The following is a 15,409-nucleotide window of genomic DNA, read 5'->3' as shown; positions in this document are numbered from 1 at the left end:
TAAAAAAGTACATTAAAAAAGAGGTTCCCTTTTCGAAGGGAACCTCTTTTTGTCATACAATTAAAACGTAAATTAAGATGGAGAAACGTTTATCGATATACTTGCTCACACCATTTCTTTAAGACCTTGGTTGAAGCTTTAACTGATAGTCCCATAAGTCATGCGCCAGATATGTATGTGGGAATACCGCTTTAGCTTCATTGAGTAGGGCTGTTTGTTCCTTTTTCTGATAACGTGAACTCAAATGAGCTAAAATCAGCGTTTTTGCCAAGGCTTGTCGAGCTGTTTCTGCTGCTTGGAGCGAAGTTGAGTGATGATAATCATGAGCGAGCCTTTCGGAATCACCTCGAAAAGTCGCCTCATGTACCAACATATCCGCATCCCTTGCAAGCAATTCGGCTGCACTGCATGGCCGCGTATCACCTAAAATTGTGACGATGCGGCCTTTTCTCTTTTCACCAATAAATGGTGCTGTCTCAAGCATGGTTCCGTCCGGAAGCTGAACTTGATCCTGTTCCTTAATTAGTTTATAGATCGGGCCAGGGGGGATTCCGATTTCTTTAAGTTTATCAACGAGGAGCTCGCCTTTCTGGTCTTTTTCTGTAATTCTGTATCCATAGCTTTTAATGCCATGATCCAACTCGCTGGCTGTAACAACAAAGTGCGCATTCTCGTACACCTTGCCTTCTGTTTCGATTTCATTAATGGCTATTGGATAATACAGATGAGTACCAGATAGTCTTAGAGATGTTTCAACATACTCTTTTAAACCTTTTGGTCCCACCAACTGCAAAGTGCTTTCCGCCCCATGGAAGGATCGGCTACCAAGAATACCTGGCAAGCCAAAAAGATGGTCACCATGCAAATGTGTGATAAAAATAACGGTCAGTTTCGTCAATTTCACTGGAGTATAAAGGATTTGCCGTTGGGTGCCCTCGCCGCAATCAAATAGCCATAGATCTCCATCGTATTCTGGAAATCCCAAAGCCAGTGATGTGACATTTCTTTCTTTTGCCGGCATCCCTGCCCCCGTGCCTAAAAAAGTAAAGTTCATTCTATCCACCCTTTTTACTCATAAACACTATCTCTTTGATTCTCATCAATGATTATGAATTCATGCCATCTTGCCGAGCGGAACGTTTATCTTCAAGCAAACGTACTGCCGGGCTCAGGGCATGATCGCCAAATTTATTATTAAGCTCATCGATTAATCCTATTAAGCGCTCTGTTTTGGCATCCTGCTGATAAGTAAAGAGATCGAGCTGTTTCGTTGACTCGCTGATGGATTGAAAAGCTGCTAACGTAATACCGAGCAATCGAACAGCGATGCCGTTCCAATTTTCACGGAACATAGAAAAGGCAAGTCCTTCGATCTCGTCCCGATTTCGTATTGGTTGTGCAGTGGTTCGGTGTCGTGTTACTGTAGTCCAATTCTTATAGCGAATGGTCAACATGAGCTCATAGCTTGTTACATGTTCCTTTTTTAGCTGAAGCGTTAATTTTTCCGCCAGCTTGTGCAATGTATCGCGAATTACATCAATGGACCGTGTATCACGGGCCAAAGTCACTGAGTGTCCAATGCTTTTATAGCGGTCCCAAGCATCGGGATCAACCGGACGAGCATCTTCACCGTTTGCGAGTTCATAGAGCCTTTGACCGTTTGATCCATATTTTGCGGCGATGAAATGTGGATCTTGCCTAGCAAGATCACCAATCGTCAGTATCCCGGCTGTATGAAACTTTTGTTCCGTTTTTGGACCAACCCCATGCATTTTCCCAATCGGAAGCGGCCAAAGCTTCTCTTGAAGCTCGCGCTTTCGAATGATAATCATACCCATAGGCTTTTTCATATTTGAAGCCATCTTTGCTAGAAACTTATTAGGTGCAATACCAATACTGCACGGCAAATGGAGCTGACGTGCAATACGATTTTGAATATCCTCTGCAAGACTGAGCGGATGCGTTGGGTCGATCTGCGCGCTGACATCTAGATATCCCTCGTCAATCGACGCCTTTTCAACAAGCGGCGTATACCCCTTAAGCATTTCAAATAACTGTTCCGATGTGTGACGATACAAATAAAAATCAGGATGTCTGACAATTAGCCCAGGACAGAGTTTACGTGCTTCCTGAACAGTCATAGTCGTGCGGATTCCCATTTTTCTTGCCTCGTAACTGCTTGTCACAATGATGCCGTGACGCTCCTCCGGTTTCCCGGCAATAGCGAGTGGCTTACCTTTTAATTCAGGATGATTGGCGATTTCTACAGAAGCGTAAAAACTATTCATATCAATATGAAAAATGACTCTTGCGCTCACCATCGTTTAATCATCCTTCCAACGGATTAGTCCGGGTCATTGCTTGTTACTTTTCAATAGCTTGATTAATAAGCGCAAGAACAAGTTCGCTCGTCTTCACTAGCTCGTCAATCGCAATCTTTTCTTTAACTGTGTGAATGTTTTCGTAACCCACACCTAAATTGATCGTTGGAATGCCTTTACCGCAAATGACATTGGCGTCACTGCCTCCGCCACTCTGTAACAGGTGTGGTGTTCTGCCAACGGTTTCGATAGCTTTAGCTGCAAGTTGGACAACAGCATCGTCCGCACTGAAGCGGTAGCCTGGATACATAAAGTCCGCTTGAACATCCGCTTTTCCGCCCATTTCCTCAGCAGTGCTTTCAAAAGCTTCAGTCATTCGCTTCACTTGCTTGTCCATTTTATCTTTTGCAAGCGATCGTGTTTCTGCAAGTATTTTAACATGATCGCAAACGATGTTCGTGGCATTCCCGCCTTCAAAACGGCCAATATTCGCTGTCGTGTCCTTGTCAATTCTGCCAAGTGGCATTTTGGCGATCGCTTTCGCCGCCAACGTAATCGCAGAAACACCTTTCTCAGGCTCAATACCCGCATGCGCTGTCTTTCCATAGAGATCCACAATAAATTTTGTTTGATATGGAGCAGCAACAACAATATCACCAACCGGTCCGTCACTGTCAAGCGCAAAACCATAATCAGCGTGGACCAATGAAGTATCAAGCGCCTTAGCACCTAACAATCCGGATTCTTCACCGATGGTCACAATCACCTGTACATCTGCATGATCCAACTGTTCTTCACTAATAACACGAAGTGCTTCAAGAATCGCAGAAATACCCGCCTTATCATCGGATCCGAGAATTGTTGTACCGTCGGAAGTGATGTAACGATCTGCAATCATCGGTTTGACGTTTTGGCCAGGGAAGACCGTGTCCATATGAGTACCTAGAAAGATTGGCGTTCCTTTCTTTGTACCTGGTAATGTACAAATGAGATTATTTGCGCCATGTCCGGTTGCTTCCTTCGCCTTATCTTCCTTAACATCAAGGCCTAGCGCTTCAAATTTGCTCTTGAGCACTTGAAAAATTTGGGCTTCATTCCCTGTCTCAGAATCCACCTTGACTAATTCACAAAAACTGTCGACTAATCGCTTTTCATCTACCAATTCATTCACCCATTTCATTCGCGGTAAGAAAGATAAAGCTCTGTTCATTCTCACCCGATTCGATTGCTACCTATTCATTTTATCACACTGGCAGCGTCAATTTAGCGAATCATGATTGAAAATGGCCGTGATCTTCTACTATAATAAGTACATAATTCAAAAGGAAAGGACCTTCTCTCTCATGCCTAAAAAATTATTTAAATTGGTTATATATCTTGTAATAGGCGCACTCGTATTATCGACCGTATCTGTGTTTATTATAGCGATTGTCGGTCAGACACTCTAATAAGATGGACGCTGCAAGGTTACTCGACTCCGCTTTCCTCCAGCTTGATAGAAAAAGTAGTGCCTTTGCCATAGTCACTGCGGACATGAATCTCCCCTTGATGCACATCAATGATCTTTTTTACAATTGACAACCCCAGTCCGTTTCCGCCTTGCTTCCGATTGCGGGATCGATCTGCTTTATAAAACCGTTCAAATAGATGGACAAAATCTTCTTTCTTGATCCCAACGCCTGTATCTGACAAACGGAACCAAATCCCATCACTTTCTTTTTTCAGCTCTATTTTTATTTCACCATCTTCAGGTGTAAATTTAATGCTATTGTGAATCAAGTTCATCCAAACCTGATTCATTAATTCACTATCAGCATGAATTGTGATCGGATCAAGTTCAATGTTCATTCGTAAGTTTTTCTTGCTCCACTGAGGTTCAAGTGCCAGCAAGCATGACCTGATTTGTCGATCAGGACGATATTGGGTCATGTGCATCGGGTGTCTGCCATTTTCAAGAGCAGTCAATTTTAACAGGTTATCACTCAATTTCGAAAGACGGTCGGTTTCCGTTTGAATAATTCTTAAATAATGATCATGCTGTTCTTTGGAAAGGTTCTCATTTTCCAATGCTCTTGCGAAGCCTTTAATCGATGTCAGAGGTGATTGAATTTCGTGAGAGACATTAGAAATAAATTCTTGGCGCACCCGCTCGAGCTGGCCAAGCTCTTTTGCCATATAGTGGACACTATCGGCAAGCTGGATAAAAGGATTATGGCGATGCTTACCTTCCTCCGGGATCGGCATATCCAGCTTGATCTCAAAATTACCTTTTGCCATTTGCCTCATCGCCTGAATGATTGTTTGAAAATAGGTCATACGTTTTGGCCGCAGAAACTTGCCCACTTGAGTCATGACGAATCCGAACAGAACGATTCCAAGCAATGCGCTCACTATATGAAGAACAAGAGGGGACACACCGAAACCATACCATTTAAGCGCAAACCCGAGGATCATGTAAAAGAAAACCCAAAAAGCATTGAGTAACAGTAGAAGTAAAATAACTAATCCATATGCCCTCAATCGTCTCATTGCACTTTTCTGCATTATACTTCTTCCAATCGATATCCGAGTCCTCGGACAGTTTTAATTTCAAACCCAAACTTATCACTTATGAATCGTTCTCTAAGCCGCTTCACATGCACATCAACCGTACGTTCATCACCCTCATAGTCAAATCCCCAGATATTTTCGATCAGATCATCCCTGGTGAATGTTCTCCCTGGTGTTCCAGCAAGCATAAACAGCAATTCAAATTCCTTCATTGGGATCATGATTGATTCAGAACCGTTGAATATCGTATAGGATTTACGATCCAAACTTAATTTACCAACACGCACAGTTTGCGAAACAGAGACCTGATAACGCTTGAGCAAGGCTTTAACACGCATGACGAGTTCAATGGGTTCAAAGGGTTTAACGAGGTAATCATCTGCACCAAGTTTAAAACCTCTTACTTTCTGCATCGTCTCGCCTTTTGCCGTCAGCATCAGAATTGGTGTCTGCCATGTCTTTCGTACTTCACTGCAGAACGACCACCCGTCCATCTCCGGCATCATGATATCCAATACGATCAAACCGATTGATTCTTCCTCCAGTATTTCCAGTGCACGTTTTCCATTCTCTGCTTCAATGCAAGGCATCGCTTCATTCTCAAGAAAAACGGTAACCAGCTCGCGAATATGTGGATCATCATCAACGACGAGTATTTTGTTCATCACATCTAGCTCCTTTCTAGCTCCTTCTCATAGCGACTCTTTCATCTTTTTATTTTGCAGTGTAACTATGAACAGAAAATGAATCAACCCTTAACTGAACAGAAATAAATGTTCACATGCTCGAACTTCCCTCGTTCATGGTTCTCTCAAAGCTTGTCCGGGCCAGCAGAATACTTCCCAATAATAAAAAATGACACTGATTAAGTGCTCACACACTCAGTCAATGCCTTAGATCCTGCTTTCAATAATAGATCATTGTTATCCTTTCGACGCATTGAACACGATCCTGTAACAAAACCTAAATTTTCAAAAGACGCTTTAAGGTGCGGGTGGTCCTATTGTATTTTTCTGCTACACTTAAGCATACATTCCGCACACCGTTTATAAAGGATAACGTAAGTTTCTTAAAAAAAGCGCTACGAATTTCCGTTATTGCGATACTTACTAATACAAGAACAGCACCTGCATAACCTCTGGAAGAAAGCTGTTCCCCGGTAAGAAGATAAGCAAAAAATGCCGCAAATACCGGTTCCAGTGTGAAAATCATTCCTGCGTGAATTGACGTAGTGAATTTTTGCGCTATTGCCTGCATCATGTATCCGGCAGCACTGCAAAGAAGGCCTAGTCCTAATACAGAGATCCATGCGTCTGGGGTTTGCGGTAAACTAGGTTCTTCAATAAAGCTGGAAATGCTTAGTGCCAACACCCCGGCAAAACCCATTTGCCAAACCCCAAATGCGATCGCATTCACGCGTTTTGTAAATCGATCGGCAAATACGATATAGACTGCATTAAATAACGCGCCAAGGATGCAATACAGATCGCCTGCCTCAACATGCAATCCGCCTCCCCCTGTTAACAAGTAAATGCCTAACAAAGATAGAAAAGAGCCTGCAACCACTTTCCGTTCCGGCTTTCTGCGAACAATCAGCGCCTCAATAAGTGGAACAAAAACAACAGTAAGACTGACTAGAAAACCCGCTTTCGAGGCAGAAGTCGATCTCATACCAAACATAATAAATACAAAAACTCCTAAAAGGACCACACTAAGACATAAACTATAAAAAAGTGTGATCCAATCTGTTTTTCTAAGCCATTTATAAAAAATCGCTGCAGTAATTACAAAAGCAATCAAGAACCTGAGTGCAATCAGATTAAAAGTGTCTAGTGTATCAAGTCCTGTTTTCATAAATAAGTAAGAGGATCCCCAGAAGATCGTCACGATCACAAGCATTAAATCCGCTTTTTTCTGATTCATTTTTTACAGCCCTCACTCGCCGATTAATCAATTTCCATTTTTAGTATAAGGGGTATCCTGGTATTAATAAAATGAATGTTTATAATTATAACTATGAATATATTTCATTCGGAAATCGAGGTTAAAAATGAGCCTTATCAAATATCAAATTCTTGCTAAAGTAGTGGATGTGAACAGTTTTACAAAGGCGGCGGATCAACTTGGCCTGACGCAGTCCGCAGTGAGTCATGCCATCACAAGTCTGGAAAATAAATTTGGATTTCTACTAATTAACAGAGATCGTTCAGGGATTAGTTTGACACGCGAAGGTGATCTGCTGCTGCCATCCATTCGTACTGTGCTGCAAATGGATGAAAAAATACATCAGGAAGCTTCTGCCCTTCTAGGTGTGACGAAAGGGACCGTTTCAGTCGGTGTTTTCACCAGTGTATCCAGGCATCTGCTCCCACAAATTATTCAAACGATGGATGAAAAATATCCCTTTGTGAAAATTCGCTTATCAGAGGGCAATTATAAAGAAATTGAGGAAGCGTTGATCCGTGGTGAGCTGGATTGCGGTTTCATCAATAAGTTGGCTTTCAAGCCTTTTCATGTGACGCCACTAAAGAAAGACCGTATCCTTTGCATTGTATCTCCTGAAAGCAAGCTTTACACGCAATCCACCATCTCTTTCAGCCAGCTTGAGGAAGAGCCATTCATCATGCCGGCTTTCGGTGGTTATCATGAGGTCAAACGAATTTTAGCGGAGAATCATTGCAAACCAAATGTCCGGTTTGAACTGATGGAGGAAAACGCTATATTGGCAATGGTCGCCCACCATCTTGGTATCAGCATTTTGCCCGAATTAGTTCTCCCTGAAAATATCATGCCATTGAAAGCTATTCCACTCTCATCCGACAACTACAGAACAATCAGTTTTGCAACACGAAATCCTCCCTCACCTGCTGCAAAGTGTTTCGCGGAAGTTACCCAAGAAATTATCGAGTCAATGAACGAGTAAAAGCGCGGCTCTCACCGCGCTTTCGTTCTAAGAATAGTTAATGAATCACGTACATTTTTAAACTTATCCACACCAGGAAAGATCGATCTTTCATCGCATTTACCTTCTTATCCCATTATATAATCGATCAATTTCCGCATCAATTTGGGAACGTTCAATTCTCTGGAATAACGGGTGCACACTCACTGGTTTTGCTTCCAATCTGATAATGGGCTGCCAGGTTAAGTGTCCTAATCCTAGCATTTTCTGTACCTCTTGGCTTGAGAAAGGAAGGAAAGGCGCCAGCAGCTGGGCTAGATTTGCAATCATAATCTGACATGTATTTAGAATACGGCAACAGGTGTCCTTATCTTCTTCAAGCAGTTTCCATGGTTCATGAACATCAAAATATTTGTTGCAATAACGGACAAAATCAAAAATTTTCTCCAGCGCTTTCTTAATATGGGCGGATTCGATCAGCCGTCCTGTTTCAGCATACAAAAGGTTTATCTTGTCCTGAACCTCCTGATCAGCAATTGACGTACTTGATACAAAACCCTCAATTTTTTCAATAAATTTCAATGTTCGATTTACAAAATTACCATAGGCCCCTAGTAATTCACTGTTGTGGCTGTTAATAAATTCACGCCAGGAAAAATCGGCATCATGGGTTTCCGGCGCATTGATGGTCATGAAATAGCGAATTGTGTCCGGATGATAACGTGCAATGAGATCGGGTACCCAAACCGCCCAATTTTTGCTGGTTGATAATTTTTTCTTTTCCAGTGTCAAGTATTCATTCGATACAATATGCGTTGGGAGAGACCGGATGTCATTGCCAAGAAGTACAGCAGGCCAGATAATTGTGTGAAAAGGAATGTTATCTTTGCCCTGAACATAATACGAAACGGTATCCTCATTCCAAAAACGGGACACATCCTTACCCGTTTGCTTTTGCCACTGCTTTGATGCCGAATAATAACCAGATACCGCTTCAATCCAGACATATATTTTCTTATCCTCGAATCCTTTGATCGGCACAGGGACACCATTAGGCAAATCACGTGTCACAGCGCGATCCTGAAGACCTTCCTTGAGGTAGCGTTTCGTCAAATTTATCGCATTCTCCCGCCAGGCATGCTGTTTTTCAGCATCTCCCTCGTATTGTTCCAATGTTTCCTGAAAATGGCTCAGTGAAAAGTAAAGATGTTCTGTTTCACGTTCTGTTGGTGTTCTACCGCAAATTTTGCATTTTCGATCAATTAATTCAAGCGGATCCAAAATTGTTGAACAACGCTCGCACTGATCCCCCCTGGCATTGGCACCACAATGCGGACATTTCCCCTCTACATAACGGTCCGGCAAAAATCGGCTGCAATACTCACAATACGTTTGCTTCACCTTTTTATGATAAATATACTGGTGATCATAAAGCTTTTGAAAAAGGTGTTGAACGATTTCGTGATGCAGCGGCGTGTCCGTTCTTGTGTAGCAATCAAAAGTAAAACCCAGCTTATCGAAACATCGCTTAAATGATCGATGGTATCGATCTGCAATGATTTGAGTTGAAACAGCTTCTTGACGAGCGCGAATCGAAATCGGTGTGCCATTACAGTCGCTTCCCGACACGTACAGAACCTCCTCCCCTTTCTGACGAAAATATCTCGCTAAGATATCTCCCGGCAATAAACTCGACAAATGCCCCAGATGAAGCTCACCATTAGCATAAGGCCATGCACCCGCAATTAAAACAGCCATGATCATTCCTCCTTTTAATAAAAGCAAAAAACCCCCGTCCTAATGCAATTGCATCAGGACGAGGGTATAATCCACGTGGTACCACCTAATTTTACTAATAATTCACATCATTAGTCTCTGCAAGTACGGAGCTTCCAATAGCTCTTATACTGTGGTTTTTATAACGAGAACCATTACTCGTCATAGCCTAGCTGATTCGGTGCTGGGAATGGACTAGCAGAGTCCCTGCGAAAACTCAGTATGCCGCTCCAAGGCCATTTTTCGGATAGCATTTCTTTGCTTCTTTCACCGTATCGAAGCTCTCTGTGAAAAGATTCGCCACCTACTTTTTCTCTTCATCGCGTGTCACTTTATAAAATTTTACATTTATTATAATCATACGGAACGCAATTAACAAGATAAGAATGAGTTCTTAAACAAATATGTCCACCGGATTAAACGGTTAAACTTCTCAATTTCTTCGCAGGGTTGACAGGATGTGGCACAACAACTAGAATAGTTTTTAACTAATCGAGGGGGAACGACCATTGGATAAGAAGTATGCTGTATACTTTAGAAGCTTTACGAACTGGGGCTATTATTATTTCCAGGCTTCTTTGTATACAACAAAATACTTCAAGCCCTAATGAGTTTCCTATCGGACGATACAATCTGTACATGCCAAAAAGAGAGCTCATACGAGTTCTCTTTTTTTCATCTAGGATAGCAATTATTTTAGAAGGAAACCGTATAAGCGATTGGATAAAGCGCCAAGTTTTTAAAAATAAGAGGAGTTGACACTCAATGGATGATGCCTCCAGTACGTTTCAATCTGCAACAATCGGAGTGGTTGGACTTGGACTCATGGGTGGATCAATCATAAAAGCCCTAAAACGGCACGGCTGTTCCGATCTAATAGGAATAGATGCGAATCAACATATATTTCAGCAAGCACGTCAAGAAGGCCTTTTGCATAATGAACAGAATCAGGTTACTGATCTTTTGAAAGAGGCTACACTCATCATTCTTTGTCTTACTCCTAGTGAGACCATTAAGTTTGTGCAAACCAATCATGAAAAATTCCGAAGCGGTTCTGTTATTACCGATATTTGCGGGATTAAAACCTCCATGCTTGATCAGATACAAAAACATTTACGAAAAGATGTTGATTATGTACCGGCCCATCCAATGGCCGGTCGTGAAAAAGGTGGATTCGATTATTCACAGGAAACCCTTTTTGATGGATGCAATTACATCATTACGCCTTTGCAGACGAATCGAGAAGCATCCATTGATTTAGTGCGCCAACTCGCGCATGCACTAGGCAGCAGCAATGTTTTTCTCTCGTCTCCTGAGCAACATGATCACATGATAACGTATACGAGCCAGATCCCTCATGTACTCTCCGTGGTGTACATGAAGGAAGCATCAGGCAGACAGCCAAAATCATTTTCAGCGGGAAGCTACAAAGATGTTAGCCGAGTAGCATCAATTGACGGCAAGATGTGGTCTGAGCTGTTCATCAGTAATCGGAACTACTTAGTGCCTGAAATACAATTGTTTATAGAAAAATTATCTGAAGTGGAACAACTCATTCAGAATGGTGATCAAGCGAACTTAGAAAACTATTTAACAGAAGCAGCATCAATTAAGAAAGAACTTGGATGAGCTTTTGATTCTATTGTTTTGGAGGTTTTATCATGTTGTTGCAGATATCATCATCTGCTTATCAGGGGAACGCAACAATTCCCCCATCGAAAAGCTACACACATCGCGCCATCATTGCCGCATCTTTGTCACAGGGGACCAGCCGGATAGAACCGGTCATCCTTTCACAGGATATAAAAGCAACGATACAGGCAATGGAAGCACTTGGAGCAAAGATCACTATTAAAAAGGAAGTAGAATATGCATCCACTGTTTCACTAGAAGTAAGCGGAAGAGATCAATCAGTAAAGCCTTCCATTCCGCGCATAGATTGCAATGAATCTGGTTCCACATTACGATTCCTTATTCCGATTGTACTTGCGACTTGCGAGGAAGGTGTTTTTACAGGTACAAAGCGATTGGGACAGCGTTCTTTAGAACCTTACCGAATCCTGTTCGAATCAAAACATATCGAATGGGAGCAAGAGCCGAAACAATTTCCGCTGCATGTGAAAGGCAGGTTACATCCAGGAACTTTTCCTATTTCAGGAAAAATCAGTTCACAATTTATCACCGGTTTATTGTTCGCGCTTCCGCTTCTCAACGGAGATTCCACCATTTCCATCATTGATCAGCTGGAGTCGAGTGGATATGTCGAGATCACTCGTGAGGTGCTCAAAGATTTCGGAATTTCAGTGAGTCGAAAAGAAAACAACATTCACGTACAAGCCGCACAACCGCATTCAACAGATTATACAGTTGAAGGAGACTGGTCTCAGGCAGCCTTTCTTCTCTTAATGGGTGTACTTGGAGGCCACGTGGAAATCACAGGTCTTAAGCGAGATAGTTGTCAAGGAGACCGAGCGATTGAACATATATTATCAGCCATGGGCGGAAAGTTGAGCTGGCAAGGAAATCGTCTCGTTGCAGAACGCTCTCATCTTCAAGCACGTACAGTTGATGTATCACAAACGCCTGATCTGGCACCGGTAATCGCCGGAGCCATGGCACTTGCGAACGGACGAAGCGTGATCACAGGCGGTCGGCGCCTAAGGGACAAAGAATCTGATCGAATCACCTCTGTCGCAAGCAGCCTCACAGCATTAGGTGCGCGTGTAGAGGAAACGGAAGACGGAATGATCATTGACGGGGTCGCATCGCTCCATGGTGGCCGAGTGTCTGCTTGCAATGATCATCGGCTAGCCATGCTGTTATCAGCACTTTCAGTTTCCGCAAAAGAGCCGGTGCTTATAGATGATGCCGAATCGGTAGCCAAATCATGGCCTCAGTTTTACGAAGTGGTTAAACAATTAGGAGGCGTTTGCAATGAGTAGTTGTTGGGGAAGTCAAATCAAGTTATCTATTTTCGGCGAGTCGCATGGTACAGCAATTGGTGGAGTCATCGATGGCTTGCCTCCCGGTGTTGCTGTCGATTTCGATGCCATTGCCTTTCAAATGAAACGCCGAGCTCCAGGACAAAATCGTTGGTCGACACAAAGACATGAAGACGATTCGTGGGAAGTGCTGAGTGGACTGTTCGAAGGCCGAACAACTGGAACACCGCTCGCTTTTCTCATTCGAAACAAGGACCAAAAATCAAAGGCATACGCCAATTTGAATATCGTCCCACGGCCAGGTCATGCTGATTATACAGCACAAGCTCATTATCACGGATTTCAAGACTATCGCGGCGGCGGGCACTTCTCAGGCCGCCTGACCGCCCCCCTTGTGTTTGCAGGTGCAATTGCTCGTCAGATTTTAGAGAATAAAGGCATCCATGTAGGTGCACACATCCGATCCATCGGTCCTGTCGACGATGAACGTTTTGATCCCATCAAAGTGACCGCCGATCAGTTCGAGGCCATTGCCCAGAAAAATTTTCCGGTCATCACAGATGAGTCAGGTGAACAGATGAAGGAAATTATAGAAGCAGCTCGAATGGATCGCGATTCTGCTGGAGGGATCATCGAAGCAGCGGTGATCGGAACTCCTTCAGGCGTTGGGGCACCTATATTTGACGCCCTTGAAAGCAGCATAGCCTCGATGCTCTTTGCAGTGCCTGCTGTAAAAGGCGTTTCGTTTGGCGATGGTTTTGATCTTGCCGCGATGAGGGGCAGTCAAGCGAATGATGCGTACGATAAAATGGATGATGATGGGCGGCTCGTCACCCTATCAAACCACAATGGCGGTATTCTTGGTGGCATTACCAATGGCATGCCGATTGTGCTTAATGTTGTTATCAAACCCACTGCATCAATATCAAAACCGCAGCAATCAGTTAATATGCAAAATGGTGAAAAGACTGAGTTAATTGTTAAAGGAAGACATGATCCTTGTATCGTTCCGCGCGCAGTTCCTGTTATTGAAGCAGCTATTGCCTTCTCATTGCTTGATGCTTATTACCTCTATCAGGGATTGGAGCATGTATAATGGATGAATTGCACACCTATCGTCAAGAAATTGACGCGATTGATGAACAGCTGAGCACCCTTCTAAATCAAAGGATGGCTGTTTCACGGGCAGTTGCAAATTATAAGGCTGCACATGACAATCATGTTTTGGATAATCAGCGGGAACAAGAAGTCATAGACAAAGCGAAGGCACGATCAGACCGAGAAGATTTAAAGGATTATCATGAAACCTTCTTCAGGCAATTGATGGCACTGAGTCGAGCCTATCAGCACAGCTTAATAAATGTAGAGAATCCCATTAATAGCGAAAACAAAGAATACCCATCAACTGCTCAAGGCGTCGCCTATCTCGGTGAACAAGGATCTTTCTCAGATAAAGCAGCGGAAAACTATTTTGGGGACAAAATAAACCGAATTCCTGCCTCTAGTTTTCGATCTATCGTCGAAGGGGTGATCCAAGGCACATGGTTATATGGCATCTTGCCGGTTGAAAACTCTTTGAATGGCAGTATTGCGCAGGCATTAGATCTCTTCCGGGATCACCAGATTTTCATCGTTGGGGAAGTTGTGCTGCCCATTCGCCACTGCCTTCTCGGTTTGCCAGGCACAAACGTTGATGGGATCAAAAAGGTGATCTCTCATCCTCAGGCTCTGGAGCAGTGCAGCCTCTATATTGATCAAATTGGTTTTAGACGCGAACCGAGAACAAGTACAGCCAGTGCCGCTGCTGAGTTAGCCAAAACTGATGATCGCAGTATTGCAGCTATTGGTTCTCCGCAGCTTGCTGACTGCTACCCATTGATTATTTTGAAAGAAGACATTCAGAATCCCGGCAATAATTTTACACGATTTGCGGTCATTCGTTCACAACCCATTTATCAGCAAGATACAGATAAAATGAGTCTTTTTTGCCGAGTGCCTCATGTTTCCGGCAGCTTGTACCAGCTGCTGCATTGTTTTGCACAGCACAATTTGAACCTTCTTAATCTTACTGCTCGGCCAATGGAAAATAATCCATGGCATTATGATTTTTATATTGATCTTGAAGGCGGCTTACACCAAAGTTCGGTTCAATCGGCGCTAAAGGATGTCGGCCGGATCTGTGAAACATACAAAATATTAGGCAGCTATCGCCATGATCAGCTTTCTTAAGGGGAGAAATTTATGGTACATGTAAATGGGCCAAACAAGAACTCATTCACTGCGATGGCAAGCTTAAAACAAGCCTTTCAAAGCCATAATATCGTGCTCATCGGCATGCCAGGCAGTGGAAAAACGACTTTAGCTAAGCTGCTGTCAGAGCATATGACACGACAAGTTGTTGACACTGATGTCGTCATCACACAAAACTACGGAGACATCCCGAGTCTGTTCACTGTCAGTGAAGATCATTTTAGAAAAATTGAGACTGAGGTCATTCGTAAAGCCAGCCTTGCGCATGGAACCATTATTGCTACCGGAGGCGGTGCTGTTACTCGCCCGGAAAATATGGATTACCTAGCAAGGCGTGGTATTGTCTTTTTTATTGACCGTCCGATTGAACTCCTCTATCAGGAAGTCGAGATTAAAGATCGCCCGTTGCTCACCGACAATCGTGACCATATTCTCGAACTATACAATCAGCGGCTACCGCTCTATCGGCAATTTTCTCATCATACCATTAATAATTGTGGAACGAAGAAAGAAGCCGTCGATCAATTCGTGGCGATTCTAAAAGAAAAATACGGTTTGCAAAATAATCAATAGTTTCCTTGAAATGAATTACCCTTGACCTGTTATATGGCCAAGGGTCTTTATTTTGCAATCTATCTGTTTGCTAAAACATATCCAGTAAAGAACTA

13 protein-coding genes are annotated in these 15,409 nt (G+C 43.1%); 6 read left to right on the top strand and 7 right to left on the bottom strand.

Going from position 1 to position 15,409, the window contains the following annotated elements:
* Positions 1–118: 118 nt before the first annotated feature.
* The 6 genes from rnz to P343_RS28825 form a co-directional block, all read right to left on the bottom strand.
* Positions 119–1,054, bottom strand: coding sequence for a ribonuclease Z (gene rnz / locus P343_RS28850; RefSeq protein WP_023510318.1), 936 nt, complete (start codon positions 1,052–1,054; stop codon positions 119–121).
* A 52-nt stretch (positions 1,055–1,106) separates the two neighbouring features.
* Positions 1,107–2,321, bottom strand: coding sequence for a DNA polymerase IV (locus P343_RS28845; RefSeq protein ID WP_023510317.1), 1,215 nt, complete (start codon positions 2,319–2,321; stop codon positions 1,107–1,109).
* Between the two features lie 43 nt (positions 2,322–2,364).
* Complete coding sequence (locus P343_RS28840) at positions 2,365–3,483, bottom strand: M20/M25/M40 family metallo-hydrolase (protein ID WP_031263975.1); 1,119 nt, start codon at positions 3,481–3,483, stop codon at positions 2,365–2,367.
* A 305-nt stretch (positions 3,484–3,788) separates the two neighbouring features.
* Positions 3,789–4,865 (bottom strand): sensor histidine kinase, encoded by a 1,077-nt coding sequence (locus P343_RS28835; protein WP_023510315.1) that lies wholly within the window; start codon positions 4,863–4,865, stop codon positions 3,789–3,791.
* Positions 4,865–5,536, bottom strand: coding sequence for a response regulator transcription factor (locus P343_RS28830; RefSeq protein ID WP_023510314.1), 672 nt, complete (start codon positions 5,534–5,536; stop codon positions 4,865–4,867). The genes P343_RS28835 and P343_RS28830 overlap by 1 nt, the downstream gene beginning before the upstream one ends.
* Positions 5,537–5,834: 298 nt before the next feature.
* Positions 5,835–6,794 carry a DMT family transporter gene (locus P343_RS28825; RefSeq protein WP_023510313.1) on the bottom strand — a complete coding sequence of 320 codons (960 nt, stop codon included), beginning with the start codon at positions 6,792–6,794 and terminating at the stop codon, positions 5,835–5,837.
* 127 nt (positions 6,795–6,921) lie between these two features.
* Between P343_RS28825 and P343_RS28820 the strand changes: the two genes are divergently transcribed.
* The gene (locus tag P343_RS28820; protein ID WP_023510312.1) at positions 6,922–7,794 is read left to right on the top strand and encodes a LysR family transcriptional regulator; all 873 of its coding nucleotides are present in this window, start codon (positions 6,922–6,924) and stop codon (positions 7,792–7,794) included.
* Positions 7,795–7,893: 99 nt separating this feature from the next.
* Here the strand turns inward: P343_RS28820 and metG are convergent, their stop codons facing one another.
* Positions 7,894–9,531 carry a methionine--tRNA ligase gene (gene metG / locus P343_RS28815; protein ID WP_023510311.1) on the bottom strand — a complete coding sequence of 546 codons (1,638 nt, stop codon included), beginning with the start codon at positions 9,529–9,531 and terminating at the stop codon, positions 7,894–7,896.
* Positions 9,532–10,314: 783 nt separating this feature from the next.
* On the opposite strand from metG, the gene P343_RS28810 reads away from it, so the two are divergent.
* Genes P343_RS28810 through P343_RS28790 form a run of 5 tightly spaced genes read left to right on the top strand, consistent with a single transcriptional unit; the run spans position 10,315 to position 15,314 of the window.
* Positions 10,315–11,178, top strand: a complete 864-nt coding sequence (locus tag P343_RS28810) for a prephenate dehydrogenase (protein ID WP_023510310.1) — start codon at positions 10,315–10,317, stop codon at positions 11,176–11,178.
* 32 nt (positions 11,179–11,210) lie between these two features.
* Positions 11,211–12,491, top strand: coding sequence for a 3-phosphoshikimate 1-carboxyvinyltransferase (aroA, locus tag P343_RS28805; protein ID WP_023510309.1), 1,281 nt, complete (start codon positions 11,211–11,213; stop codon positions 12,489–12,491).
* Positions 12,484–13,587: a chorismate synthase gene (gene aroC, locus P343_RS28800; protein WP_023510308.1), complete on the top strand. Its 1,104-nt coding sequence runs from the start codon at positions 12,484–12,486 to the stop codon at positions 13,585–13,587. Before aroA ends, aroC begins: the two co-directional genes overlap by 8 nt.
* Complete coding sequence (locus tag P343_RS28795; protein WP_023510307.1) at positions 13,587–14,720, top strand: bifunctional chorismate mutase/prephenate dehydratase; 1,134 nt, start codon at positions 13,587–13,589, stop codon at positions 14,718–14,720. Before aroC ends, P343_RS28795 begins: the two co-directional genes overlap by 1 nt.
* Positions 14,721–14,732: 12 nt before the next feature.
* Positions 14,733–15,314: a shikimate kinase gene (locus tag P343_RS28790; protein WP_023510306.1), complete on the top strand. Its 582-nt coding sequence runs from the start codon at positions 14,733–14,735 to the stop codon at positions 15,312–15,314.
* The last annotated feature ends 95 nt before the right edge of the window (positions 15,315–15,409 follow it).

Origin of the sequence: Sporolactobacillus laevolacticus DSM 442 (assembly GCF_000497245.1) — a bacterium.
GTDB lineage: Bacteria > Bacillota > Bacilli > Bacillales > Sporolactobacillaceae > Sporolactobacillus > Sporolactobacillus laevolacticus.
Note: the sequence above shows the minus strand (reverse complement) of the source record. Positions and strands in the feature narration are given on the sequence as shown.